At 34.6% G+C, this 25,072-nt stretch carries 28 protein-coding genes, 3 tRNA genes and 2 pseudogenes; all 33 read right to left on the bottom strand.

Translation table 11 applies throughout. From position 1 onward, the window contains the following. Nucleotide 1: 1 nt before the first annotated feature. Nucleotides 2–1,093, bottom strand: coding sequence for a flagellar biosynthesis protein FlhF (flhF, locus tag U473_RS04705; RefSeq protein ID WP_068723868.1), 1,092 nt, complete (start codon nucleotides 1,091–1,093; stop codon nucleotides 2–4). After that, the gene (gene flhA, locus U473_RS04700) at nucleotides 1,093–3,123 is read right to left on the bottom strand and encodes a flagellar biosynthesis protein FlhA (protein ID WP_068723865.1); all 2,031 of its coding nucleotides are present in this window, start codon (nucleotides 3,121–3,123) and stop codon (nucleotides 1,093–1,095) included. The genes flhF and flhA overlap by 1 nt, the downstream gene beginning before the upstream one ends. Before the next feature lie 23 nt (nucleotides 3,124–3,146). After that, a pseudogene (gene flhB / locus U473_RS04695) lies at nucleotides 3,147–4,234 on the bottom strand (flagellar biosynthesis protein FlhB). A 1-nt stretch (nucleotide 4,235) separates the two neighbouring features. Further along, nucleotides 4,236–4,979, bottom strand: a pseudogene (gene fliR / locus U473_RS04690) (flagellar biosynthetic protein FliR); the annotation flags it as partial. Between the two features lie 50 nt (nucleotides 4,980–5,029). Further along, complete coding sequence (gene fliQ, locus U473_RS04685) at nucleotides 5,030–5,299, bottom strand: flagellar biosynthesis protein FliQ (protein ID WP_068723860.1); 270 nt, start codon at nucleotides 5,297–5,299, stop codon at nucleotides 5,030–5,032. 15 nt (nucleotides 5,300–5,314) lie between these two features. Continuing rightward, nucleotides 5,315–6,073 carry a flagellar type III secretion system pore protein FliP gene (fliP, locus tag U473_RS04680; protein WP_068723858.1) on the bottom strand — a complete coding sequence of 253 codons (759 nt, stop codon included), beginning with the start codon at nucleotides 6,071–6,073 and terminating at the stop codon, nucleotides 5,315–5,317. Next, on the bottom strand, nucleotides 6,066–6,572 hold the full coding sequence (locus U473_RS04675; protein ID WP_068723855.1) for a flagellar biosynthetic protein FliO: 507 nt from the start codon (nucleotides 6,570–6,572) through the stop codon (nucleotides 6,066–6,068). The genes fliP and U473_RS04675 overlap by 8 nt, the downstream gene beginning before the upstream one ends. A gap of 10 nt (nucleotides 6,573–6,582) precedes the next feature. After that, nucleotides 6,583–6,945, bottom strand: a complete 363-nt coding sequence (locus U473_RS04670) for a response regulator (RefSeq protein WP_068723853.1) — start codon at nucleotides 6,943–6,945, stop codon at nucleotides 6,583–6,585. A gap of 34 nt (nucleotides 6,946–6,979) precedes the next feature. Beyond that, nucleotides 6,980–8,167: a flagellar motor switch phosphatase FliY gene (gene fliY, locus U473_RS04665; RefSeq protein WP_068723850.1), complete on the bottom strand. Its 1,188-nt coding sequence runs from the start codon at nucleotides 8,165–8,167 to the stop codon at nucleotides 6,980–6,982. Beyond that, complete coding sequence (gene fliM / locus U473_RS04660) at nucleotides 8,160–9,152, bottom strand: flagellar motor switch protein FliM (RefSeq protein ID WP_068723848.1); 993 nt, start codon at nucleotides 9,150–9,152, stop codon at nucleotides 8,160–8,162. Before fliM ends, fliY begins: the two co-directional genes overlap by 8 nt. 33 nt (nucleotides 9,153–9,185) lie before the next feature. Then, complete coding sequence (locus tag U473_RS04655; RefSeq protein WP_068723846.1) at nucleotides 9,186–9,635, bottom strand: flagellar basal body-associated FliL family protein; 450 nt, start codon at nucleotides 9,633–9,635, stop codon at nucleotides 9,186–9,188. A gap of 29 nt (nucleotides 9,636–9,664) precedes the next feature. Beyond that, on the bottom strand, nucleotides 9,665–9,859 hold the full coding sequence (locus U473_RS04650; RefSeq protein WP_068723844.1) for a flagellar FlbD family protein: 195 nt from the start codon (nucleotides 9,857–9,859) through the stop codon (nucleotides 9,665–9,667). Between the two features lie 120 nt (nucleotides 9,860–9,979). Further along, entirely contained in the window at nucleotides 9,980–10,801 is an 822-nt protein-coding gene (flgG, locus tag U473_RS04645; RefSeq protein ID WP_068723841.1) for a flagellar basal body rod protein FlgG, read from the bottom strand. A gap of 71 nt (nucleotides 10,802–10,872) precedes the next feature. Further along, on the bottom strand, nucleotides 10,873–11,259 hold the full coding sequence (locus U473_RS04640) for a TIGR02530 family flagellar biosynthesis protein (protein WP_068723839.1): 387 nt from the start codon (nucleotides 11,257–11,259) through the stop codon (nucleotides 10,873–10,875). Between the two features lie 10 nt (nucleotides 11,260–11,269). Then, a complete protein-coding gene (locus tag U473_RS04635; RefSeq protein ID WP_068723837.1) occupies nucleotides 11,270–11,731 on the bottom strand; it encodes a flagellar hook capping FlgD N-terminal domain-containing protein in 462 nt (153 codons plus the stop codon). 15 nt (nucleotides 11,732–11,746) lie between these two features. After that, a complete protein-coding gene (locus U473_RS04630; RefSeq protein WP_068723835.1) occupies nucleotides 11,747–13,114 on the bottom strand; it encodes a flagellar hook-length control protein FliK in 1,368 nt (455 codons plus the stop codon). Nucleotides 13,115–13,158: 44 nt separating this feature from the next. After that, a complete protein-coding gene (locus U473_RS04625) occupies nucleotides 13,159–13,602 on the bottom strand; it encodes a MotE family protein (RefSeq protein WP_068723833.1) in 444 nt (147 codons plus the stop codon). Between the two features lie 17 nt (nucleotides 13,603–13,619). Then, entirely contained in the window at nucleotides 13,620–14,045 is a 426-nt protein-coding gene (locus U473_RS04620; RefSeq protein ID WP_068723830.1) for a coiled-coil domain-containing protein, read from the bottom strand. 186 nt (nucleotides 14,046–14,231) lie between these two features. After that, nucleotides 14,232–14,495, bottom strand: a complete 264-nt coding sequence (locus tag U473_RS04615) for a flagellar export protein FliJ (protein WP_068723828.1) — start codon at nucleotides 14,493–14,495, stop codon at nucleotides 14,232–14,234. Next, complete coding sequence (gene fliI, locus U473_RS04610; protein ID WP_068723825.1) at nucleotides 14,492–15,820, bottom strand: flagellar protein export ATPase FliI; 1,329 nt, start codon at nucleotides 15,818–15,820, stop codon at nucleotides 14,492–14,494. Before fliI ends, U473_RS04615 begins: the two co-directional genes overlap by 4 nt. Next, complete coding sequence (locus U473_RS04605) at nucleotides 15,817–16,623, bottom strand: FliH/SctL family protein (RefSeq protein ID WP_068727466.1); 807 nt, start codon at nucleotides 16,621–16,623, stop codon at nucleotides 15,817–15,819. Before U473_RS04605 ends, fliI begins: the two co-directional genes overlap by 4 nt. Beyond that, entirely contained in the window at nucleotides 16,616–17,626 is a 1,011-nt protein-coding gene (gene fliG, locus U473_RS04600) for a flagellar motor switch protein FliG (protein WP_068723823.1), read from the bottom strand. Before fliG ends, U473_RS04605 begins: the two co-directional genes overlap by 8 nt. 10 nt (nucleotides 17,627–17,636) lie before the next feature. Further along, on the bottom strand, nucleotides 17,637–19,217 hold the full coding sequence (fliF, locus tag U473_RS04595; RefSeq protein WP_068723821.1) for a flagellar basal-body MS-ring/collar protein FliF: 1,581 nt from the start codon (nucleotides 19,215–19,217) through the stop codon (nucleotides 17,637–17,639). Nucleotides 19,218–19,248: 31 nt separating this feature from the next. Continuing rightward, a complete protein-coding gene (fliE, locus tag U473_RS04590; RefSeq protein WP_068723819.1) occupies nucleotides 19,249–19,551 on the bottom strand; it encodes a flagellar hook-basal body complex protein FliE in 303 nt (100 codons plus the stop codon). A 16-nt stretch (nucleotides 19,552–19,567) separates the two neighbouring features. Next, nucleotides 19,568–20,020 carry a flagellar basal body rod protein FlgC gene (gene flgC / locus U473_RS04585; RefSeq protein ID WP_068723817.1) on the bottom strand — a complete coding sequence of 151 codons (453 nt, stop codon included), beginning with the start codon at nucleotides 20,018–20,020 and terminating at the stop codon, nucleotides 19,568–19,570. Between the two features lie 3 nt (nucleotides 20,021–20,023). Then, entirely contained in the window at nucleotides 20,024–20,443 is a 420-nt protein-coding gene (flgB, locus tag U473_RS04580) for a flagellar basal body rod protein FlgB (RefSeq protein ID WP_068723814.1), read from the bottom strand. A gap of 308 nt (nucleotides 20,444–20,751) precedes the next feature. Then, nucleotides 20,752–21,687: a D-alanine--D-alanine ligase family protein gene (locus U473_RS04575; protein ID WP_068723812.1), complete on the bottom strand. Its 936-nt coding sequence runs from the start codon at nucleotides 21,685–21,687 to the stop codon at nucleotides 20,752–20,754. Between the two features lie 35 nt (nucleotides 21,688–21,722). Beyond that, the gene (locus U473_RS04570) at nucleotides 21,723–22,313 is read right to left on the bottom strand and encodes a genetic competence negative regulator (protein WP_068723809.1); all 591 of its coding nucleotides are present in this window, start codon (nucleotides 22,311–22,313) and stop codon (nucleotides 21,723–21,725) included. 313 nt (nucleotides 22,314–22,626) lie between these two features. Then, complete coding sequence (locus U473_RS04565) at nucleotides 22,627–22,908, bottom strand: hypothetical protein (protein ID WP_068723807.1); 282 nt, start codon at nucleotides 22,906–22,908, stop codon at nucleotides 22,627–22,629. A gap of 171 nt (nucleotides 22,909–23,079) precedes the next feature. Further along, nucleotides 23,080–23,170, bottom strand: a tRNA-Ser gene (locus tag U473_RS04560). A gap of 18 nt (nucleotides 23,171–23,188) precedes the next feature. After that, a tRNA-Ser gene (locus tag U473_RS04555) sits at nucleotides 23,189–23,280 on the bottom strand. A 40-nt stretch (nucleotides 23,281–23,320) separates the two neighbouring features. Then, a tRNA-Asn gene (locus U473_RS04550) sits at nucleotides 23,321–23,396 on the bottom strand. Nucleotides 23,397–23,500: 104 nt separating this feature from the next. Continuing rightward, nucleotides 23,501–25,072: L-lactate permease (locus U473_RS04545; protein ID WP_068723805.1), on the bottom strand; the 1,572-nt coding region annotated here is incomplete at its 5' end.

Raw genomic sequence — 25,072 nt, 5'->3', positions numbered from 1 at the left:
ATTAAACCCCCAATATAGCCTTAGCCAGTTTCTCTACATTAAATACTTCAATGTCATCAGGTACATTTTGACCATTTGTTATATAAGAAATTTTATATGGAAAGGAAGAGATAATGTTTAAAATTGCACCATATGTCAATGTTTCGTCATATTTGGTAAATAATAGCTTATCGATCTTTACTTTATTAAACTGTCCCAAAATAGATACCATATCTTCATATTTGTGAGTAAGACTTAGGACTAAGAATGTTTCGCTTGCGTCAGTTTTGGCTAAAATTCGATTCAATTCAGAAATATACATTTCATTGTGGTAGTTACGCCCTGCTGTATCCATAAAAATTAAGTCATAATCTTTTAGCTTATCTATTGCCCTTTGAGTTTCTTGTGGAGAAAAAACGACTTCTAAAGGACTATTGAGAATTTCTGCATAAGTTTTTAGTTGATCAACCGCTGCAATTCGGTATGTATCGGCTGTAATGAAGGCAATACGTTTTTTATATTTTAAGACTTGTTCTGCAGCTAATTTAGCGATTGTCGTTGTTTTCCCTACGCCTGTCGGACCTACAAAATGAAGAATTTTTGTTTTATCTTGTATTTCACGATGTTTCGCATTCATCCGATTGATAAGGTTCTGTTTAACTTCTTCGATAATCTTTCCTTTGTTTTCTTGCTGATCTATCCTTTTGATTGTATCTTCTAAAAGTTCAACTGCAACCTCTTCTTTTACCCCTTGTTCAATAAGACGTTTGTATATTTCCTTCATTTCATTCTGATAAACAGTTTTAAAATGGATAGTTTCATTCTCGTTGACCATCATTTTAACCATAAAAGACTTTAAATCTTTTACTTCCTGTAATAAAACATTGGTATTGGAAGGTTTAAGAGGTTTATCTATTCTTGTTGTTTCAGCTAACATTGGTGTTTTTTGATCTACTGCTGCAATCACCTCCGTTTTTTCTTTTCCAAACAAACCCAAAAATCCACCAATTCTTATCTTCTTTGTATGCAAAATGATTGCATCTTTTCCTAATTCCATTTTGATTTGTTCCATCGCTTGAGGTAATGAATCAACCACATATCGTTTTACCTTCATTATATATTCACCACTCCTACACTTTGAACTTCAACATAGGGTTCCAATTCATTATAAGAAAGAATAGGTAGTTCAGGCATCATTCGTTCAACAAATTGTCTGACATACATTCGTGTCATTGGAGAGGTTAGAATAATTGGTTGCTGTCCTATTTGCACTAATTGACTTACTTGTTCATTTAGTTTTTTATAAAGAAGCTGGGAAGTATTCGGATCAATTGCTAAATAACTACCCTGATCAGTATGTTGCACACTTTCTGCAATTTTTTTCTCCAAGCCCGGGCCGATTGTAATCACTTTAAGTGGTTGGTTTGGTTCAGTATATTGTAACGTGATTTGTCTAGAAAGTGATTGCCTTACATATTCAGTTAGAATCCCGGGATCTTTAGAATAAGTTGCATAATCTGCTAAGGTCTCAAAAATCGTAACCAAGTTACGAATTGAAATCTTTTCTTTTAACAAATTGGCTAATACTTTCTGTATTTCCCCAACTGTTAGCAAATTAGGTACCAATTCATCTACTAATGCAGGCTGTGATTCCTTTACATGGTCTATCAACGTTTTAACTTCCTGCCTTCCTAATAATTCTGCTGAATGCTTCTTTATCACTTCGGTTAAGTGTGTTGCAACGACAGAAGGAGCGTCTACGACAGTATAGCCTGCCATTTCCGCTTGTTCTCTCATTTCATCATTTATCCATAACGCCGGTAAACCAAAAGCTGGTTCTACAGTTTGAATTCCTGTGATTGAATCATCCTCGATTCCAGCATTCATGGCAAGATAATGATCTAATAAAATATCCCCTTCTGCTACTTTATTTCCTTTTATTTTAATCACATATTGGTTTGGCTTTAACTGGATATTATCTCTAATTCTTACAACAGGCACCATCAATCCTAATTCAAGAGCAATTTGTCTTCTAATCATAATTACTCGATCAAGCAAATCTCCCCCTTGATTGGCATCGGCTAATGGAATAAGACCATAACCAAATTCAAATTCAATAGGATCGATTTGTAATAATTGAACGATATTTTCAGGGCTTCGAACCTGCTCAATTTCTTTTTCTTCTTCTAATTGTTCTGTCATAGACAATTCCTGAATCTGTGCCTTTTGCATTTTGTAACCACCAAAAGCTAAAACTCCAGCAATCGGAAAGGTAATGGGTCCAATAGGTGTAAGGCCAAGAATTGCTATAGTAGCTGCAACTACATATAGTAATTTAGGATAAGCAAAGATCTGACTAGTGATATCTTCACTTAAATTCCCATCCGAAGCAGCTCGAGTTACAATAATACCTGTTGCTGTTGAAATAAGTAATGCTGGGATTTGGCTAACTAACCCATCACCGACAGATAATAAGGTAAACCTTTCTGCAGATTCCCTAATACTTAGATTAAAATAAACCATCCCAATAATTAATCCACCAATCACATTGATGATTAGGATGATGATTCCAACTATGGCATCACCTTTAACAAATTTGCTGGCACCATCCATCGCTCCATAAAAATCTGCTTCTCTTTCAATATTTCTTCTTCTTTCCCTTGCTTGCTGTTCTGTAATTAAACCAGCATTTAAATCCGCATCAATACTCATTTGCTTTCCAGGCATCGCGTCTAATGTGAAACGAGCAGCAACCTCTGCAACACGTTCTGAACCCTTGGTAATAACCACAAATTGAATAATCACTAAGATGATAAATACGATAAAACCGATCACAGGGTCTGCCCCAACAACAAATTGACCAAATGCTTCAATAACTTGGCCAGCATCACCATTTTTTAAAATCGACCTTGTTGTTGATACATTTAAAGATAGGCGAAATAAAGTAGTAATCAATAATAAAGATGGGAAAATCGAAAATTGTAATGGTTCCCTTGTAAACATAGCAACGAGAACAATTGTTAATGCAAGGGATAAATTGATAATCAATAAAAAACTTAAAAGCCAAGTAGGTAAAGGGAGAACCATCATCAAGACAATTAGAACAACTCCAATAGGAACAATCAATTGTTTCCATTGCTTCACTTTATTTCACCTCCAATTTATTCTCAAGATTTTATTTTCCCTTTTATTCGATAGACATAGGCTAGAATCTCTGCCACTGCATGAAACAATTCAGATGGAACCGTATCATCTATTTCTACTTGAAAATAGAGAGCCCTAGCCAACCATTTATTTTCAACGGTAACGATATCATTTTCCTTCGCTACTTCTTTTATTTTCAATGCAATGAAGTCCATTCCTTTAGCAATCACTTTTGGGGCGTCCATTTCATTAGGTTTATATTGAAGAGCTACAGCAAAATGTGTAGGGTTTGTAATAATCACATCGGCCTCGGGTACAGCTTGCATCATTTTACTCATTGCCATTTGCCTTTGTCTTTCCTTGATTTTTCCTTTTATTAATGGATCTCCCTCAGTTTTCTTATATTCTTCCTTTATTTCCTGTTTTGACATCCTCAGATTTTTTTCATAATCATACTTTTGATAGATATAATCTAACAGTGACAAAATGATTAAAATAGCCGAAGTTTTCAAACCAAGTTCAAGCAATAATTTGCCTACGAAAATCATTACATCTTTTAAATCATATTGGTAAAGAATAAGTAAATCTGCTTTTTTATCCATCAATACGGAAAAAGCGATATAACCAACCAAAAACACTTTTAATATGGATTTTACCAATTCCACTAAAGCGCGCTTAGAAAAGATTCGCTTTGCTCCTTCTAAAGGGTTAAGGCGTTCAGGCTTTAACTTTAATGGCTCTGCTGTATATAAAAAACCTACCTGAATTAAATTACCTGCGATTCCAGCAATAATAGCTAAGCCAAAAACAGGTAAAACAACCCATAACATATCGGTCATTGCTTCTAAAAATAACAATCGAACATTATCTGAAGTTATTTCCCAAGTGAGATATTGGTTTAACATCTTTTTAAAAAAAAGAAGAAATTGTTGGGTGATGGCAGAACCAAATAAATAAAACAATAAAAAGATCATTAAAAAATAATAGCAGAAGGTAGTTCGGCTGATTTCGCCACTTGCCCTTTTTGTCTTGATTCTTGCTTTCTCCTAGGTGTAGCCTTTTCTGTTTTTTCTCCCGCAAAGTATTGTAAATTCATTCGTAATTTAGGCATATTATGACCCCATTAAATCCATCAATTGTCTCATTGAGGTAAACATTTCTTGAAAAAGGTCTTGGAACAAATAGATAAAACCGGGTACAAGAATAAATAGAATCAGAAAATGTATGATAATTTTTAAAGGTAACCCCACCACAAAGACATTCAATTGGGGTACAGTTCTTGCTACGATCCCTAATGCGACATCACTTAAAAATAAAGTACCCACAATAGGAGCAGCAATTTTTAATGCAATGACAAACATTTGTGTAAAGGTATTTACAACAAAGAACAACAAGGATTCATCATTTAATCGAGTTAACCAAGACACAGATATAGGTAAAAGCTGGTAACTGGACACTATGCTATCAATTAAAAGATGGTGCCCATTAAGTGTTAAAAATAATAACATAGCAAACATATATTTAAAATTACCCATCAAAGGAGAAGAAAAACCTGTCTGCGGATCAATCACATTTGCAATGGCAAATCCTATTTGCATATCAATGAAAGAACCTGCGATTTGAATGCTCGTAATCAACAATTGAGCAATCCATCCTAATAACAAGCCGAAAAGCGTTTCCTGTAATATTAAAACAAGAAACATACTACCGATAGATAAATTTGGGATTTCATCGCCTATCGTCGGTAGAATCACTAATGATATAAAAAAACCGAGCCCAATTTTAAACTGATTGGGTACCCCTCTTGAAGAATAGATAGGTGCTGTTACAAAAAAGGCCGTCATCCTAACAAAAACTAAAAAAAGAGATAGACTATCGAAAGATTAAACATATTCTGTTCACCAAGTTAATTAAGATTTTTCCCGATTTGATTAAAAATCGACTCAGTAAATTCTACTAAATGTGATAACATCCATGGTCCAAAAATAACAATTGCTAGCAAAACAGCAATAATCTTAGGGATAAATGCTAGAGTTTGTTCCTGGATTTGGGTCGTTGCTTGAAAGATACTTACAATCAAACCAACTAATAATCCTAAACCTAACATTGGTGCACTAACAATCAAAATCGTATACACAGATCGTTCAAATAGATGAATAATAAAATTTTGCGACATCTTTAAACAACACTCCTAATGGAAGCTTTCTAGTAACGATTTAACCACTAAGTACCAACCATCGACCAAAATAAACAAAAGAATCTTAAATGGAAGTGAAATCATAACAGGAGGTAGCATCATCATTCCCATTGCCATCAATGTACTAGCAACAACCATATCTATAATTAGAAAAGGTATAAAAATCATAAAGCCCATTTGAAACGCAGTCTTCAACTCACTGATTGCAAAGGCAGGTACAAGAACTCTTAACGGCATTTCATCTATATTTTTTGGTTTTTGCATCTTAGAATAATTTAAAAACAGCAATAGATCCTTTTCCCTTGTTTCTTTGATCATAAAGTGTTTAAATGGTTTAGCCGCCTCATTGAAAGCAACCTCTTGGCTAATTTTCCCATCTAGATAAGGTTGTAATGCATTCTGGTTTACCTCGTTTAATGTTGGACCCATGATATACAGGGTAATAAATAAGGCTAAACCAATGATGACTTGGTTTGGTGGCATCTGCTGAGTTGCTAAAGCATTTCTTACAAATGACAAAACAATAACAATTCTAGTAAAACTAGTCATTAAAATTAAAATGGCTGGTGCTAGAGATAGAACCGTTAATAGAATAAGAATCTGTAACGTCGTGGCCACGTTTTCAGGATGATCTGAAGTATTTATGTTAAAATCCAAACCGGGAATAACCACGTCACTAGCAGCATGTGCCTCAATAGGAAGTAAGATCAGCAATAATACACCTATTAGAATACGAATTTGTTGTTTATTCATGTTGATCCCTTTTCTCTACTTTTTCATCATGTTTTTCAAGCCACTGATTAAAGGTCTCTCTTCTGCGCTCTTTTAATTGATTCAGTTTTTCACTCAATACATGTTCAAATTGGTTCATATTATCTATTCCTTGTCTTTGTTTAGAAATTTGATTTCTCACATATTTAAGTATAGGAATCTGATCAATTGATTTTATTAGACGATGTGTTTGCTCAGATTCAACCTGTATAGATTGTTTAATAGAATTCAATTCTTCTTCTGTTTCAAGTATATGAATCAATTGAACCTCTTGACCAACCCCTAAAAGATAAACTTTATTACCTATTTCCACAATCTGTAGTGATTTATTCTGCCCAAGTGGGACTCCCCCCAAGTGTTTAAAAGCACTTTTCCTTGCCATTCCGTTTTTTTTAGCTAATAATCGGAAGACAATGTACATTAGACCTAAGATGACACCAAGAGAAAATATAAATTGTAGGACTAAAGTAAAAGAGATCATATTCAACTTCCTAACTTAATGCCTTTGTTATTGCCTCTATAACGCGGTCAGCCTGAAATGGTTTAACAATAAAATCCTTTGCCCCTGCCTGTATTGCATCAATTACCATTGCTTGTTGTCCCATCGCTGAGCACATAATTATTTTTGCATTCGGGTCAGATTTCTTAATTTCTTTTAAGGCGGTTATTCCATCCATTTCAGGCATAGTAATATCCATTGTAACTAAATCAGGTGAAGTCTCTTTGTATTTCTCTACAGCTTGTAAACCATCACTTGCCTCACCAACGATTTCATATCCATTTTTAGTTAAGATTTCCTTAATCATCATTCTCATAAATGCTGCATCATCTACAATTAAAATTCTTTTTCCCATTTATACTTTCTCCTCTCTATTTCTTAAATGGTTCCTATTGTAATTTTTGAATTCGATCATATTGGCTAATTATATCAGTGACCCTGACACCAAAATTTTCATCGATAACCACTACCTCTCCTTTTGCAATGAGTTTATTGTTAGCAAAAATATCTACTGGTTCACCTGCTAATTTATCCAATTCTATAATAGAACCTTGCGCAAGCTCCAAAATATCTTTTATCAACTTTTTAGTTCGCCCTAACTCAACAGTAATTTGTAGGGGAATATCCATCAAAAGGTTTAAATTAGGCTCTTGATGTGAGGACAACTGTTGAAATTGAAAATCTGAAAATTGAGCAGGTTGAACATTTACATTAGCTGCTTGTTGATGGTAATTCGCAGAAGATCCCAAATGATTATATGTTTTAGGTGCTACAGAACCATGAGTTTGCTGTGAAAAATTTATTGGTGGTACTTCTGTAACCATTGGTTCTGGTGTTTTAACAGAATGATCATTGCTTTCCTTCCTAGTATTTGGTTTATTTTCAACTTTTTCTGGTGGATATGTTCCCATTAGCATACCTATCATATTTTTTGCAAAATTTACCGTTGTTAATTGCATGATATTTGAATCAATAAGCTCTCCTATTTTTAAACGAAAAGAAACTTTCACAAGGACATCTTCTTTTGGAATACTATTTTCCCCTTGTCCTTGCTCTAAATCTAAAATATCAACTCCTGGAGGAGAAATATCCACAGTCATATTAAAAACAGTGGACATTGAAGTTGCAGCTGATCCCATCATTTGATTCATTGCCTCTTGAACAGCACTAATGTCCATTTCGGTCAATTCCTCATTTAAAAGTTCCTTACCAGAACCTCCTAACATAAGATCCGCAATAATTTTTGCATCGATCGATTTTATGACTAAAAGGTTGAGTCCCTGAAATCCCTCAGTATATTCAACATGAATTGCAACATGTGGAGATGGAAACTCATTTGTTAAATTATCTTTATGGACGACAGAAACGTTTGGTGTAGTAATCTCTACTTTTTGACCTAATAATGTAGATAAAGCTGTTGAAGCACTCCCAAAGGAAATATTACCTATCTCCCCTAATGCATCCTGTTCAATTGGTGAAAAATATTGATTTATATCTAAAACTTCATTTCCCTGATCAATTTGACTTTGGCGTAATAAGGCATCAATTTCATCTTGGGACAACATATCTCTACTCATCCATGTTCACTCCTTCCTCTACCAAATTGATGATTTGAACAGCCAGTTTTCCCTTTGTTAAACCTGGTTGCACATAATATTTTGGTGTTTCTCCAACAAATGCCTTTAGCGGTTCAGAAACCTGTTTATCCAATTGTATAACGTCTCCAACCTTTAGCTGAATTAAGTCAGAAACTCGAATCATTGAAGTACCTAACTCAATTTTGATCGGAAGACTTGCATATTGAATTCTTTTCTTAAGATTGTCATAATCTGCTGATTCAACTTTTTTTTGTCCTGCAAACCAATGATGAGCAGATAATTTATGCATAACAGGTTCTAAAACCACATGGGGGAGACATAGGTTGATCATCCCCGTTGTATCACCTATTTTTGTACTTAAGGAGATCACCGCCACAGTTTCATTTGGTGAAACAATCTGCATAAATTGGGGGTTCATCTCCATCACTTCTAGTTTGGGTTTTAGATCTATAATATTTTTCCAAGCTTCTTTAAAGTTATCTAGTACACGAATAAACATTTTTTCCATGATCATTGATTCAATTTCTGTCAAATTCGCAATTTTATTTGGAGCATTACCAGAGCCTCCCAAAAGTCGATCAAGCATTGCATAGGTAATGTTTGGATTGACTTCTAAGACCATTCTTCCTTCTAAAGGTTGAGCCTCAAAAATATTTAATATGGTCATTTTAGGGATGGAACGAATGAATTCATCATATGGCAATTGGTCTACAGATACAACCGTAATTTGAACAAATGTTCTTAGTTGAGCTGAAAAATAGGTTGTCAATAAACGGGCAAAATTTTCATGTAGTCTAGTCAAACTTCGAATTTGATCTTTAGAAAACCGTAAAGCTCGTTTAAAATCATAGACTTTAACCTTCTTTATTTCCTCTTCCTTTTTTAGTTCTTCTGCATTCATTTCTCCAGATGAAAGAGCGGCTAATAACGCATCTATTTCACTTTGGGATAGAATTTCACTCATTCTTTATCACCCCCTGACTTTAATATGGAAGAATTATGATTGAAGAAAAATTTGGGTAATATCAATACTAATCACTTTTCCATCTTGTAAAATTTTATTCAATCTTACCATGAGATCAGACTTAAATTGATTTATCTTCTCTTCAGTTGCAAAAGAATCTGAAGTTAAGTTTTTTAGCAATAAATTGATTCGATCTTTGATTTGAAACATTCTTTTTTCAGCTTCAACCTTTGCTTTTTCATTATCTGTTTGTAACGTCATTTCAAGAACGATAATGGTAGAATCCCCTAAATTGGTGTTGATCTTCGGTACATTTACAGTTAATGGAACAATATCATCTATAGTTGGGACTTCAACAATACCACTAGCTGAGGTCTTTACATCTCTAAACGTATATTGATAAAGAAAGAAAGCAACTAGACTTAATAGTGTTATGGAGATGATTATAATTAATGCCATATTAAATAATTTATTTTTAAACATTTTAACCCTCCCAACGATCCACTTTATTCTTACTTATACGTTATCATATGAGTTCTTCTGATAAAATCCTCGAATCGTTGAATAATTTCTTCGACGGATTGGGAAACGATCAACTTTTTACCAGTGGTTAAGGTTATGATCGTATCGGGTGTTCTTTCTACTGACTCGATTAATAAAGCATTGATCACAAATTCAGAACCATCTAGACGGTTAACAATGATCATATATTTTAACCCCTTCGCAAATTTTTACCTAAGAGGATTCCTATGTATGGTAGTAAGCTGGGGAGATTTACTCCCCAGTTACAATTGATAAAACGATGACTCTATAAATCTTCTAATCTACTAACGCTTTAAATTAACTAATTCCTGTAAGATTTCATCAGAAGTTGTAATAATTCTTGAGTTTGCCTGAAAACCCCTCTGAGCAACTATCATTTCAGTGAATTCAGAGGTCAAGTCGACATTAGACATTTCAAGTTGTCCAGAAACAATACTTCCCGTTCCCTGATCTGGATCTTGTGGAGTAATCACCTCTATTTCTCCATCAGGGTTAGCATTTAATGTCATTTTATACATCGTATTCCCAACCTTTTCCAAACCAGCTGGATTTTGTACCTTAACTAAACCTATTGTAGCAATTGGATCCGGTTCGATCGTACCATCAGCATTTGTCACATAGATACCACCATTAGAACCAATCTCAAATGCCTGAACACCTTCTAAGCTAATTGGATCCCCACCTTCACCCAAAACCAAATATCCTTGAGATGTAACAAGATTACCAGCAGCATCCTTTGTAAAATTTCCAGCCCGAGTTAAATAAATATTTTCGTCATCTCCATTTTGTTTAACCGCAAAAAAACCGTCTCCATCAATTGCTAAATCAGTTGGTACGTTTGTTGTCATAAAACTACCCTGTGTATGAATGGTATCAATTGCTGAAATACTTGCTCCCAAACCAACTTGTTTAGGATTTACACCACCCCTTACACCTAATTCAGGTGCAGTAATACCAGACATTTTCTGACTTAAAATATCTTGGAATAATACTCTTCCAGCCTTAAAACCTGGTGTGTTAACGTTCGCGATATTATTTCCAATTACATCTAGTTTCGTCTGAAATCCTCTCATTCCTGAAATACCTGAGTATAATGCTCGTAACATTCTTTTTCCTCCTTTAGTTCACCGTATCTATCTTTCAACGGCGTGAAGGCCTCCCACTATGGGTCCAGCCCTTATAAAATAATTGCACTATCAATATTCGTAAAAATATGCTCCTTCATTGAAGTCTGATCAATCGTTGTCACTACAACACGATTAGGGATATTTACTATAAAGGCTAGGTCTTGTAAAAGAATTAATGAATCTTTTGCTCCCTTTTGCGCTGCTTTTTGAACCGCTTCATTTAGTTGATCGATAGATTTTATATCTAATTGTATCCCTCTGCTTGTCAGTCTTTGTTGCGCATGCGCACTAAATTTTACACCTTGGTTAGCTTGATCTAGTTTATCACTCAGAATGGTATTAAAATTTGTGATATTATGCTTTTTTGATACCGTTTTTGTTGTTTGAAGGGGATATTTAGGAAAATAGGATTGTCCAATGTTAAAAGATTGACTCATTTCACCCCTCCTATTCTATTTTGACTAAGTCAGAGATCAATAATTCTTGTCCATCAATATTGACATAATGCTGGTTTTCCTTAAAAAGAATACTTTGTATTGAGCCAAAGGTCTCGTTTCCATTTTGGTCTAACCAAAACCCTTTCTTTCCAATCAAATTAGAATAACTCGCAATCAATTGATAGTTATTAAGCGACGGATCCTTAAGATTAGCAAATTCTTGAGCCATTGTAGTCTGTATCTCAAGAACTTTCTCTGTTGTTTTATTCAGATTCGCGATTTGTTCTAATGTGCTAAATTGTGCCATTTGTGCAATGAATTCACGATCTTGCAATGGCTGTAAAGGATCTTGATTTTTTAGCTGGGTAACAAATATCTTAAGAAAGTCGTCTTTTCCTAAAATACTTTGTTCTGAAAGGGCACTCTGAGAATTTACATTACTTGCCGTTGAAGTGCTCTCAGTTACGTTCAACTGTTCTTCCCCCTTTTATACGGTATAATCGATTCCAGTTATCTCAGAATCTACCCCCAAAAACTCTTCAACTTCAATCGAATAAGATTTAGTATAGCTATTCATCCTTCTCTGTTTCGATTGTTGATATGAAGAATGTTGTTGGGAAAAGTTAAAATGATTTCCCAATTCACCACCTGCACCATAAGCGGATGAATGAGAAGCAACCTGTATTTCAACCCGTCCAACCTGATAACCTTGTTGAATAAAGGATTGCTTTAGTTGCTGGATTTGACCTTCTAATAATTCCTTACTTAAGCCTGATTCCACCAAAAATTGTGCAGAAATCTGACCTTGATTATGGGAGATCTTTACAACCATTTGGCCAAGTTCTTCTGGATGCAATTGGATTTTGGTTTCAGAAATACCATTGGGCAATTTAACATTTCGAATTAAAATTTTTCCTAACTCAGAGCTGAAGTTTTGGTCTTGTTGTAAATGTTCAACAGGCAGTTGATTTGTGACTTTCGTTTCTTTCCCAAAATTCACAGATTGATAGCTTTGTACATGTTTAAGTTCTAAGCTTTGAATAGGCTTTTCTTCATCCTTTATCCCATTCAAATTAGATGAAGATTCTAGTGAGGAAGAAATTGGTGAAATTGACCCTAATCTAGTTACTTTGACGGCCTTACTTTTTTCTTCAGAATTTAAAACTTTACCTGTTTCAGGGGTATCATCCTTGCGATTATTCCCCATCTTATCAACACCTATTTCATTTGCAAATTTAGGAAATAAGCTTTTGTTCTCACTAAGGATCTCTTTTATTTTTTGTAAAAGGAGCTTGAATTGCTCATTTTGTTCTAATTGATTTACTATATTTAATGGCATTTCTGTATCTTTCATTTTGATCTTAGAAAGAACGGCTTCTAATTCATGAGTATTAAAAGATTCTTGTAAAATACGAGAAAACAGTTGCTGCTGCTGATTAGGTAATTTTTGGAGAACTTCTACCAATTCTGGAGTAGGTTTTTTTATCGTTTTTAAAGTCTCCAAAATCTGACTTAATTCTAGATTTACTTCTTCTGACTTAACATCTCCTGTGAAAGTAAGAAGATTAAACGTCAAAATAGGAATAGAACCATTTGCAAAACCAGATAAAGCTGGATTTTCTAACAGCCCTTTTGCTTTTACTTGCTCTTCCAAAAGAGATTGATCAGCTACCTGATCAGTTTTCAATGTTGACATAAGTAAATCGTCAGAAAAGACTTGTTCTCCTTGAACTTGCTGGAACCCATGCAGTAGCATTGCAAAGATAGAGGTCTCTTGTTGTTTTTCCCTTTTATTCGTTTCTTTAACTGGTATTGTTTGATTCTCTTGTATATTTGTAATTTGAGCAGCCTCCATTTAGTTCACCTCCTTTCTAAGATAATGATTCAATTTAATTTAATTTAATTTACTAAACCAATAGATAATTTTGCCGCAATATTTGGTTCCATTTCATTTAAGATTTTTGACCTTGATAAAGGATCCATAACACTGAGAATTGCTCTAGCTTTATTTGAATTTTGATTAGAAATAGAAATTATTGTCTGAGCCGCTTTGTCTGGACTCATGTTCGAAAGGGTAGATGCAAGCTGTTGATATTCGACTTGATCCTTTTTCAATTGATCAAGTTCTTGAGTTAATTGATTCACCCTCTCTTGTAAAGCAAGGATATCTAAGTCTTTTGAATAAGCCTGATCTTTTAAAAGAATAGATAGATCAGCTGCTTTATCTGGATTCATCTTCTCTAAGATTTGACTTTTTGCATCTAAATTCATTTGTGCTAGAATTAAAACCGCTTCACTATTACTTAGATTTGAAATAATATTCGCTGCACTCTTCGGACTCATATTTGTATAGATTTTTGCTAAATTAGCAATATCTTGTTCCCTAGATTGATCAGAAAATTTTTTTCATCTACCTGCTTTGTTAGATCAACAATTTGTCGATTCAACTTCTGTATTTCAACGTCTTTAGTTGTAATACTTTGTTCTAATTGTTGTATGGAGTTATTTTTTTCGGATAGTGATGCCTTTAATTCCTTGATTTGTGTTTCAAGTTCAGGATTCTTATTATTCACTTTTTGATCCTGTGTTGGTATGTTTGATTCACTAGGGACTAATTTTTCTATATATGGTACTCGATTTAAAGCACTATAAATTTTTTCTTTTACATCGTAATCTAAAGCCCACAGTAAAATGCCAGTTAAGATAGCAATGAACAAGACTGGTAAGATCACAATATAAAAAAACCATTCCAACTTACCATAACTTTGCTGTTCAGCTGGTTCCATTTTCGTACCCCTTTCTACACATAAGTACGTTGGGTTACCAATTCATCAAGCTCTTTTTGTTCTAAACGATTATTTTCGATAACGAACTCTTGCCATTTTTTTCACGCAAATTAGTCCAAATCTTTTCATCTATTTTTAATTCCTGTAGCTTTTTTTGTTTAATAGATAATTCTTCTTCTACTTTTTTTACATTTTGTTTTTTTGTTCAATCAAGACTTCTAAATAACTTAAATAATCCTGGGACTGATGAATTTGATTGATTAAAATACCTTGCCTTTGATGAAGTATAATTTCCTCCTGCAGCTTATTTTTTTGGTTCATAAGTTCTGTCAAACGATCTTTTTCTTCTAGTAAATGATGTAAAATTTTTGTATAATTCCATTCCTCTTGCTCTCTCTTTTTTTCTTTCATATCTAAAATCTTTTGAAGATGAAATTCAAATTTCCTCATACCATAATCTCCTTAAATGTATGGATTAAGTCCTTTACTGAATCCTCAAATATTGCTTTTTCATCAACACCCTGCTTAGTAAAGTTTTCAATCATTGGGTATAGGTCAATCGCCTGATCTATCAAAGGATTCGAACCTTTTTGATAAGCCCCTATGTTGATTAAATCTTCAGCATCTCTATATACAGCTAATAGTCTTTTTAGTTTTTCAGCAGCTTCATTCTGTTCTACATCCACAATATCTTTCATTAAGCGACTTATACTACTTAAAAGGTCAATTGCAGGAAAATGGCCTTTATGTGCCAATTTTCTATCCAAGACAATATGCCCATCTAAGATTCCCCTGACAGCATCAGCAATAGGTTCATTCATATCATCTGAATCTACTAATACCGTATACAACGCTGTTATTGTTCCATATTGATTTGTACCTGTTCGTTCAAGTAACTTTGGTAGTAGTGCAAAAACAGAAGGTGTATATCCCTTTGTAGCTGGAGGTTCACCTATTGCTAATCCAACTTCGCGTTGAGCCATGGCAAAACGTGTGATAGAGTCCATCATTAAATTGACATTTAAACCTTTATCGCGAAAGTATTCTGCTATACTAGTCGCGATCATTGCACCCTTGATTCTTACTAATGCGGGTTGATCTGAAGTGGCTACTATAATGACTGACTTTTTAAGCCCTTCTTCACCTAGATCTCTCTCAATAAAGTCCCTAACCTCTCTTCCCCGCTCACCGATTAATCCTATCACATTTACATCAGCAGAGGTGTTTCGTGCGATCATTCCAAGTAATGTACTTTTTCCAACACCACTTCCAGCAAAAATACCTATTCTTTGCCCTTTCCCTACGGTAAGAAGTGCATCAATTGCTCTTATACCCAAACTGATGGGTTCAGTTATTCTAGGTCTTGTCAATGGGTTTGGAGGAAGCTGATTTGTTGAGTATGATCCGAGTCCAGGTGGTAGGGGTCTTTGATCAAGAGGCTCACCTAAACCATTTAAAATTCTCCCAAGTAAAGGAAGCCCAGCTTTAACCTTTAAAGGATAACCTGTATTGATTACATCGCATCCAGGACCGATTGACCCTAGTTCTCCCAATGGCATTAACAATACTCGATTATTTTTAAACCCAACGACCTCCGCTTTAACCGATTGATTTCTATCAATAGGGTAAATAAAACAAACATCACCAATTTTACATTCAGGTCCATGAGATTCAATCGTTAAGCCAATCACTTGTGTTACTCTACCGTACATTCTTATCGGATTTGAGTGAATGACAGCATCTTTTAAACTTTCAACATCAATTCCTGAAGTCATTCCATTCGCCTACCTATTACATCCATCAGTACTTGTTTAATCTCTTCTAATTGGGTATCGATTCTTGCATCCAATGTGCCTGATGAAGTTCGAATCACACATCCCCCATCATCGATTGTAGGGTCGGGGAAAATCAATAATTCAACTTGTCCATGAAGTTCTAAAAGCAGTTCATCTCTAGCATTATGTAAATACGCAAAATGATTGGGACTTACATTGATCGTTATTCTTTCTAATTCTTTAGTTTGCTTCAAAGCTTCTTTCGTAATGGCTTTTATAATATCTGGATTCATTTCAATTTCTTTAAGTATAATTTTTTGAGCGATTGAAACACTTAAATCAACAAGTATGGGTTCAGCTTCACTAACAATTTGTTCTTTTAATTGATAGGCTTCCTTGAGTATTGTTTGCGCTTGATCAAATAGAGAGCGATATTGTTCTTGCATTTTTGCTTCTGCATTTTTTAAACCCTCTTCATAACCACTCTGAAACCCATCTTTTTTTACTATTTCAATAAGATTAGCATCTTCTTGTCTTCTATATTCCCACCAATCTTCAATTTCTCTTTTAGCTTGTCCCTTCATTTCTTCGATTTGGATCTTTGTTTGGTAGAGCATTCTTTCTGCCATTTCCTCGGCATCCTTTAATATCTGATCCACCTTCGTCATGTGTTCATCGTTTTTAGATTCTTCTTGCTCTACCTCTAAATCTAGTGAAGGAACCATGTTCGAGATTTTTTGAATATGGTTTATCACTTTTTTCTGATCTGTTATATATTGAATCGATTTATATATTCTAGACAATAATATCATCGCCTCCACCACGTGCAATGATGACTTCGCCAGCTTCTTCTAAACGGCGAATGGTTGCAACAATTCTTGTTTGTGCTTCTTCAACATCCTTTAATCGAACAGGCCCCATAAATTCCATTTCTTCTTTGAATGTCTCTACCATTCGCTTCGACATATTACGAAATACTGCATCTCTAACCTCTTCACTTGCCACTTTTAATGCCAATTGTAAATCGGCATTTTCTACATCCCTAATCACTCTTTGAATAGAACGATTATCCAAATTAACGATATCTTCAAATACAAACATTCTTTTCTTAATTTCTTCCGCTAATTCTGGATGTTCGATTTCAAGTGAATCTAAGATCGTTCTTTCTGTACCACGATCTACACCATTTAATATTTGAACAATACTCTCGATACCCCCAGCACTTGTATAATCTTGTTGTACTGTTGCTGATAGTTTTTGTTCTAGAACTCGTTCTACCTGACTAATCACCTCAGGAGAAGTAGCATCCATTGTAGCAATTCTTCTTGCTACATCTGCTTGCCGATCTTGAGGCAATGCGGATAAGATCATGGCAGCTTGTTCCGCTTGCAAATATGATAAAACTAATGCAATGGTTTGCGAATGTTCATTTTGGATGAAATTAAGAATTTGGTTTGGATCAGATTTTCTAGCAAAATCAAAAGGACGAACTTGTAATGATGCAGTCAGACGGTTAATGACATCGATTGCCTTTTGTTGCCCTAATGCTTTTTCTAAAATATCTTTAGCATACTCAATCCCACCTTGGGTAATGTAATCTTGGGCAATGGCAAGTTGATGAAACTCATGCATCACTTTTTCTTTTTCTGTTGTTTCAACTTTACGCATATTCGCAATTTCAAGGGTAAGTTGTTCAATTTCATCTTCACGTAAATATTTAAAAATTTGAGCTGATACTTCAGGCCCTAGAGATATCAATAGAATTGCTGCTTTTTGTTTACCGGTTAATTCTTGTAATTTCACTATTCGATCCCCCTTACTCCTTTGATAACCAAGCTCGTACTAATTTTGTAAATTCTTCCGGTTTTTGTTTGGCTAATTTTTGTATTTCTTGAAGAAGTGCTGCTTCCTCAGTCAACACTGGGGTAAAATCAAATTCTGGAGGATTTACTTCCGTTGATACAAGTTCTTCTTTATCTTCGCGCTTTTTACGCCTACGTCTTACGACAGTATAGCTAACTCCACCAATAGCTAATACAGATAATCCAATGGTCCCATAGAATAGGAGGGGATTCATCGACCCGCCATTATTGTTCACTAATGGTGACTGACTTTGGAAGGTATGAGCTACAACTGCTATTTTTTGATCGATTGCTGTTTGATTTAAAGTATTATCAGATTGATTACCAATGGCAGCCAAAACAATTGGTTTAATTAAATCTCTAATCGCTTGTTTGGTTTGTGCAGCTTGTGAATTCGGATCTGTGTCGTCTTTTAAATCCACAACTACATTGATACTTAAATCTTCTAATCGATAAGGACTGCTGACAATTTCCTTGGTTATTTCATTCACATCGTAGTTTATTCTTTCTTCAAGATGTTCGGAACTACCGGCATTACTATCTCCTGATTGATAGGTAGGAACTTGTGTATTCCCTGTTCCAGCTATTCCACCTGGTGTACTTCCTTGCCCAGTGAAAGAATCTTGTATTTTTTCAACACTACGTTCAATTCCTCTACCGTCTATAACAGGTTCTTTAAGGTTTTGAACCGTTTTTTCTTGATCAAAATTCATTTTTGCAAAAACGGTAACAATTACTTTATCTTGTCCAAGAACCGTACCTAACATTCTTTCTAAATCTTTCTTAAGATCTTGTTGAAACTTTAATTGGATTTGTCTTTGTTGATCATATGAATTTAGATTTATTGACCCTTGGTCACTTGTTATGTATTCCAATGTTTCCCCATACTGGTCTACTACAGTAATATTTTCCACAGGAAGATTAGGAACGCTTAAGGATATCAATTTATACATGCTTTTAATCTGATTTGGACTTAATTGCTCGCTTGGATCAACGTCTACTACAACAGAGGCAGTTGACTTATCCTGATCCTCACTGTAGAAAACTTTTTCCTCTGGTACTGTAATCATCACTTGTGCATCTTTTATTCCTTTTATTCCGTTAACGATTAGATCACGCAATTCCTGTTCAATTGCTCCCCGTTCCAGAACTTTAAATTGAGAATCAGTCATTCCAAAAGAAGAATTATCCCAAAACTTAGAATAAATATTTCCACTTCCCAAAACATCCTCCTGTGCCAAGGTGACCTTCACTTTTGACACTTGGGCTTCAGGCACAAGAATGCTTGTCCCACCAGCACTTAATTGGTAAGGAACTCCCATCTCATCTAATTTTTTGACAATTGTCCCTGCTTGCTTTTCATTCAAATCTCTAAATGCTAATTCATATTGTGTTCTAGTAGCTAAAATCGTATAAATAGTTAAAGAACTCAGTAATAGAATCGCTGTAGAAATGAGCATGATTTTTCTTTTTTTCTCTAATGGTTGCCAGAAATTTAGAAATCTAGTTTTATATTTCATCAAAAAATCATTCACAATGTGATCTCTCCTCACCTACCAGTAGGAATTATACTTGAATTCTCATGATTTCCTGGTAAGCTTCAACTGCTTTATTTCTAACCTGAACAGTTAGTTGTAAACCCAGGTTTGCCTTTTCGAGCCCAATCATCACTTGATGAAGGTCTGTCACGTTTCCAGTTGCAACTTTATTACTTAATACCGAAGCTGTTTTAAGATCTTCATCTACTTGTTTTAAAGCATTATTTAAAACATCAGAAAAAGGAGTTGAAGCATTTGGGACAGATTGTATAGATTTTTGATTTGTTATATTATTCGACAAGCCCGTAAGTAGACTAATATTTTCTACCATTTAAAAAACTTCCTTTCTATTTTCCTATTTCTAAAGCTTTCATCAACATCGATTTAGTAGAGTTTAATGCTGTGACATTTGCTTCATAAGCTCGTGTTGCCGATATCATATCAACCATTTCTTTCAATATATCTACATTTGGCAAGGAAATAAAACCATTCTCATCTGCATCGGGATGGTTAGGTTGATATACTTGTTTAAAAGGTGTTTTGTCCTCAACAATTTTAGATACTCTCACTCCTGCTACATAGGGTGTATCGGCAGTATACTGATTTAAAACCGTGTCAAAACTTAGGCTAGAATTTGGTTGTAAAGCAACCATTTTCCGAGTATAAGGCTGCCATTTTCCATCAACATACTTATCCCTAGTTGTTTCTGCATTTGCAATGTTAGAAGAAATAACGTCCATTCTTAGTCTTTGGGCAGTTAAAGCAGAGGCACTAATATCCATAGTCGAAAATAATTTCATTGATTATCTTCTCCCCTCTGTAATTACATAACGTAACATACCAAATTCTTTATTCGTGACTTGGGTTAAGGTATTGTACCAAAGGTTATTCTCTGCTAACTTGGTCATTTCTGATTCAATATCAACATTATTTTCATGATTAAAAATAGAAGTCTGGTTTTGAACTACTATTTTCGGTTGAAACAAATCGTTCATTTGTGAACCGATAGCTATATGTCTAGGATCAGTTCGATAGCCTTTAAACCTGGGTATTTTTATACTTTTCTCCTGTTCATTTTTTAAGATATCTTCAAAAGAGACGTCCAATGTTTTATATCCTGGTGTATCAACATTAGAAATGTTATTACTTAACACTTTTTGTCGTAAAGATGATACATCTAACGCCCGTTGTAATAAATTGATATTGTTTGAAAATATATTCATATCTAATCCTCCTTAAGAGGTTTTTCCTAAGATAACATCATTCCATATTGTAGCACTAAATTCCTTCATGTTTCGACAATTTCTTTATAAAATCTCTGTAAATTTGACTAAAAGTGTAACATTGTTAACATAATCAAGCGTTAATGCCTATATTGAAAATGTTAACAAATCCCAAACAAATCAAAAAGACCTATTTTATATCTAGGTCTAAAGCAATAAATAGAGTGTTGGCATTATAAAAAAATAATATGAACTAAGAAAAAAAGACCTGTTTTTATAAAAAATAGGTCTTTTATAGGTCAATTTTATTATTTTTGTTTATCCAATGTAATTTCAACCAATTTGTATACAATATCCTCATAACTTAACCCAATTGCTTTGGCTGCATCAGGATAAAGACTAGTTTCTGTCATTCCAGGCAAAGTATTTACTTCTAAAATAACTGGTAAACTTCCATCGCTAGGAATAATAAAGTCAACTCGAGACAAAGTTTCACATCCTAATTGGCGATGTGCTTCTATTGCCCATTTTTTCAATAAACCTTCAGTTTCTTTATTAATTCTTGCAGGAATAATATGATCACTACCACCAGGGGCATATTTTGATTCATAGTCATAATACTGATTCTTATTTGGTATAATTTCAATGATTGGTAAAGCTTGAATCTCTGATGCTGTTTCTAACACCGCCACTGTCACTTCTGTACCAGAAATAAATTCTTCAATAAGAATTTGTTTATCGAAGGTAAATGCATGATTTATGGCTTCTTTCAACTCACTTTTATTCTTAACAATGGAGAGACCAATCGTGGAGCCTTCTTGATTAGGTTTAACAACAAGAGGAAATCCAAAATCTTCTTCAATCGCATCAAAATTCAATCTTTCTTTATCTTCTATTTGAACGAATAAATCTTTTGCTACACGGATTCCAACATAGTCAAAAATTCTTTTAGCTTTCGCTTTATCCATAGCTAGAGCGCTTGCAAGGACTCCAGACCCAACATAAGGAATCTCCAATATATCTAATAAGCCCTGAATCCGACCATCTTCTCCAAATCGGCCATGTAATGCTAAATAAACGAGATCGACTCCTTGAAGACTAGATATAAAATCCATAGACGTAAAATCTATCTCTTTTACATTACACCCTTTTGCTTTTAACGCATTAGCTACACCTTTACCACTTCTTAGCGAAACTTCTCTTTCTTTTGATTTTCCTCCATAAATCACAGCAACATTTAACAAACCATTCAACTCCTCATGACTGTCTGTATGTTTATTTATGAAAAGTGGTTAATTAAAATTTTAACTGCATCCTCTTTCACAACTACTTTCCCATATTCTTCAAGAACGGCTTTTGATATTGGAGACACTTCTCCATACTCTGAAAGCAATGCAATGAAATCATCTACATTTTTGTCTAGAACGTCCATTTGATCAAAAACTAAAATATAATGTCCTTTATAGAAGTATAATTCTCCACCATACATTAAATATGAATTTACTCGCTTGGCTGCTTCGATTAGATCTTCAAAATCCTTAAAAGCAAAGATGATAGAATCTGATTCCTCTAAAGTAACTTCCAAAGCAAATAGATCTTCATCAGTCTCTTCATCTGCCCAAATCTGTTCTTTTCCTTTCGATACAATTACAACCATCCCTTGTGCAGGAAGAGCAAATATTTCTACAGCGACGGGTCCTGATAATTCAAATCCTAATTCCTCATAAGCTTCTTCCATAATCTCATTAAATAGATCATGCACTTTAGGTACGTCTGTCCAAAGATCTTCTTTTTTAATGCCACGATCACTCAAATCATCTAAGGTTAAAAAGATTTTGATTTTGTCTTTACCTAATCGTTCTACGCGCATGATAGGGACCCCCCTTTCAAATTACAAAACCTGTAATACAGAATATGATGAATAGCCTACTTTAGTTCGAAAATGTAATAAATAAAAGTATAAATTATATTATAACAATAAATGATATGTTTGAAAACTAAGTCTTATTATTTAACGCTTATACATCATTTTACGTTTCAAATTGAAAAGAGTTGCATAAGAAAATCCTCAAAAGCGACCAATTTCTTCGAATCGTTTTCGGACTACTTTTCTGGAGAGCTCAATAAAAAGCATCCAAATGTTTGGATGCTTTTACAAATTAGTGCTTTTTTAAATCCTTTAGTTAATTCAGTTCATTTGCTTTCGCTCGTAACTCTTCTTCAGTACCATTTAAAAATGTATCAAAGAGCTGCTTCATGTCTTTTTGCTCCACTTCCATACCTTTCTGATTGTTTGTATGCGTGGATTGATCTACTGAAGGTTTACTTTCAACTTTTTTCTGGGATGTTTCTGTCTTCATCGGTTGATTCATCATTCTATAGGCAACAAATCCACCGGTAATTACTCCAAATAACATACCCCATAAGAAATAATTATTTTTTCGTCTTTGATTATTCCAGAACATCAATGATTCACCCCTATATGAAAATCTTTCATTTATAGAATTAACATATAGGAATTTCTATATACAACCCAAAATTTACATAAAAAAAGTACCTATTAGGTACATCCCTGCGATTCATCACCCTTGCTGAGGGAGAACCCCTCGCGGTGAGAATCCCTTACTTCATTGTAATGGCGGAGAGAGAGGGATTCGAACCCTCGCACCGGTAACCCGGTCTAACGGTTTAGCAAACCGTCCTCTTCGGCCTCTTGAGTATCTCTCCAAATCTTTACCAATTTGATGGCGGAGAAGGTGGGATTCGAACCCACGAGACGCTTTTAACGCCTACACGATTTCCAATCGTGCTCCTTCGGCCAACTCGGACACCTCTCCAAAAAATGATGATAAAGATTTCCATAAATTGAGATAAAAATGGCTCCTCGTGCAGGACTCGAACCTGCGACAACTCGGTTAACAGCCGAGTGCTCTACCGACTGAGCTAACGAGGAACAATTACAATACATATATTAGACGAAATAAGATAAAAAATCAACATTTTTTATGAGGTAAAAATGTATCCTCAATAAACAAGGATACATTTTTTGAAAACATTCTATGGAATCATCCAAGTCAAGAAATATGCTTGAATATAAGTCATAATTCCAACGATGATCACAAACATAACACTATGTTTTAATGTGAACCTAAATAAGTCTCCTTCTTTACCTATTAAGCCAGTTGAAGCTGTCGCTACAGCGATTGATTGTGGTGATATCATTTTACCAGTTACTCCACCACTTGAGTTCGCGGCAACAGTTAAAATAGGGTCAACACCAATCTGATTTGCAGTTATTTTCTGTAAGTTACCAAATAAAGCATTAGCAGATGTATCACTACCAGTTAAGAATACACCTAACCAACCCAAAATTGGAGCGAAAAATGGGAATAAATGTCCCGTTTTTGACAAAGCTAAACCCAAGGTTGCACTCATACCCGAATAATTATAAACATAGGCAAGACCTAAAACAGAAGCAATTGTAATTAATGGGAAGATCAATTCTTTTACAGTTTCACCAAAAGTTTTGATCCAATCCCCAAATTTCATTCCTACTACAAACTTACTTACTAATGCAGCAAAGAGAATGGCCGTACCAGCTGCGGCTAACCAATCAAATTTAAAAGTAGCAGCGTATGGTGTATCTTGAGTAACAATTGGAGTGGTTTTTATAACTGCTTCATGAAGACCGGGAATATTAAATTGAATGTTGGATAACGATAAAACATCTTTGATAGAAGGAATACCCCAAATAATGATGAACCCGGTTAATAATAAAAATGATGACCAAGCTTTAACGATTTGCCTTGTAGTATAAGTTTCTTTTCCTGCAGCAACACTTGGGTTTAATAATCTACCCTTTTCTTCATTCGAAAATCTAAAAATATTTTTTGGTTTCCAAACTTTAAGAAATAAGGCAGTTGCAAATAGGCTAAATAACGCCGAAGTAATGTCTGGAAGTTCCGGACCAATAAAATTTGATGTGAAATACTGGGCCAATGCGAAGGATCCACCTGAAACAAGAATCGCAGGCATTACTTCTTTTGCACCCTTCCACCCTGACATAATAAAAATTAACCAAAATGGAACAAAGAAAGATAAAAACGGTAATTGACGGCCAACCATCTGGCTTATTGCCATTACGTCGATTCCTGTAGTATTAGCTGCTACAATGATTGGTACTCCAATTGCACCAAATGCTACAGGTGCTGTATTCGCAATCAAAGCTAACCCAGCAGCATATAAAGGTTCAAAACCTAATCCGACCAACAATGCTGCAGAAATGGCCACGGGTGTACCAAACCCTGCCGCCCCTTCAAGAAATGCACCAAATGAAAACGCAATCAATAATGCTTGTAAACGACGATCTTCTGTAATTGTAACAACAGAAGAACGAATAATATCAAATTGACCTGTTTTAACTGTAATCTTATACAAGAATACAGCAGTAATAATAATCCAACTTATAGGAAAGATACCGTACATAGCACCAAAGCCAGTTGTTAATAATGCTAATTTTACAGGCATTCCATAAACGATAATTGCAATTAGAATAGATAATATAACAGTAGTAATTCCAGCAATATGCCCTTTCATTCGTTTAATGGCAAGCGCCCATAAAAAATAAAT

Origin of the sequence: Tepidibacillus decaturensis (assembly GCF_001561915.1) — a bacterium.
Taxonomy (GTDB): domain Bacteria; phylum Bacillota; class Bacilli; order Tepidibacillales; family Tepidibacillaceae; genus Tepidibacillus_B; species Tepidibacillus_B infernus.
This window is presented reverse-complemented; position numbering and strand designations above follow the sequence as displayed.

Bases quoted from the DNA above. Each gene is read 5' to 3' on its own strand.
- U473_RS04655 (WP_068723846.1), bottom strand. From the start codon at position 9,635: ATGTTTAAAAATAAATTATTTAATATGGCATTAATTATAATCATCTCC.
- U473_RS04640 (WP_068723839.1), bottom strand. From the start codon at position 11,259: ATGAGTCAATCTTTTAACATTGGACAATCCTATTTTCCTAAATATCCC.
- fliM (WP_068723848.1), bottom strand. From the start codon at position 9,152: ATGAGTGAAATTCTATCCCAAAGTGAAATAGATGCGTTATTAGCCGCT.
- fliQ (WP_068723860.1), bottom strand. From the start codon at position 5,299: ATGTCGCAAAATTTTATTATTCATCTATTTGAACGATCTGTGTATACG.
- U473_RS04615 (WP_068723828.1), bottom strand. From the start codon at position 14,495: ATGAGGAAATTTGAATTTCATCTTCAAAAGATTTTAGATATGAAAGAA.
- U473_RS04670 (WP_068723853.1), bottom strand. From the start codon at position 6,945: ATGGGAAAAAGAATTTTAATTGTAGATGATGCAGCATTTATGAGAATG.
- flgC (WP_068723817.1), bottom strand. From the start codon at position 20,020: ATGAAATTATTTTCGACTATGGATATTAGTGCCTCTGCTTTAACTGCC.
- U473_RS04620 (WP_068723830.1), bottom strand. From the start codon at position 14,045: ATGGAACCAGCTGAACAGCAAAGTTATGGTAAGTTGGAATGGTTTTTT.
- U473_RS04630 (WP_068723835.1), bottom strand. From the start codon at position 13,114: ATGGAGGCTGCTCAAATTACAAATATACAAGAGAATCAAACAATACCA.
- U473_RS04570 (WP_068723809.1), bottom strand. From the start codon at position 22,313: ATGCGCGTAGAACGATTAGGTAAAGACAAAATCAAAATCTTTTTAACC.
- U473_RS04565 (WP_068723807.1), bottom strand. From the start codon at position 22,908: ATGTTCTGGAATAATCAAAGACGAAAAAATAATTATTTCTTATGGGGT.
- fliI (WP_068723825.1), bottom strand. From the start codon at position 15,820: ATGACTTCAGGAATTGATGTTGAAAGTTTAAAAGATGCTGTCATTCAC.
- U473_RS04625 (WP_068723833.1), bottom strand. From the start codon at position 13,602: ATGAGTCCGAAGAGTGCAGCGAATATTATTTCAAATCTAAGTAATAGT.
- U473_RS04675 (WP_068723855.1), bottom strand. From the start codon at position 6,572: ATGATCTCTTTTACTTTAGTCCTACAATTTATATTTTCTCTTGGTGTC.
- flgG (WP_068723841.1), bottom strand. From the start codon at position 10,801: ATGTTACGAGCATTATACTCAGGTATTTCAGGAATGAGAGGATTTCAG.
- fliY (WP_068723850.1), bottom strand. From the start codon at position 8,167: ATGAGTAGAGATATGTTGTCCCAAGATGAAATTGATGCCTTATTACGC.
- flgB (WP_068723814.1), bottom strand. From the start codon at position 20,443: ATGAATATATTTTCAAACAATATCAATTTATTACAACGGGCGTTAGAT.
- fliP (WP_068723858.1), bottom strand. From the start codon at position 6,073: ATGAATAAACAACAAATTCGTATTCTAATAGGTGTATTATTGCTGATC.
- flhF (WP_068723868.1), bottom strand. From the start codon at position 1,093: ATGAAGGTAAAACGATATGTGGTTGATTCATTACCTCAAGCGATGGAA.
- U473_RS04650 (WP_068723844.1), bottom strand. From the start codon at position 9,859: ATGATCATTGTTAACCGTCTAGATGGTTCTGAATTTGTGATCAATGCT.
- fliE (WP_068723819.1), bottom strand. From the start codon at position 19,551: ATGGTAGAAAATATTAGTCTACTTACGGGCTTGTCGAATAATATAACA.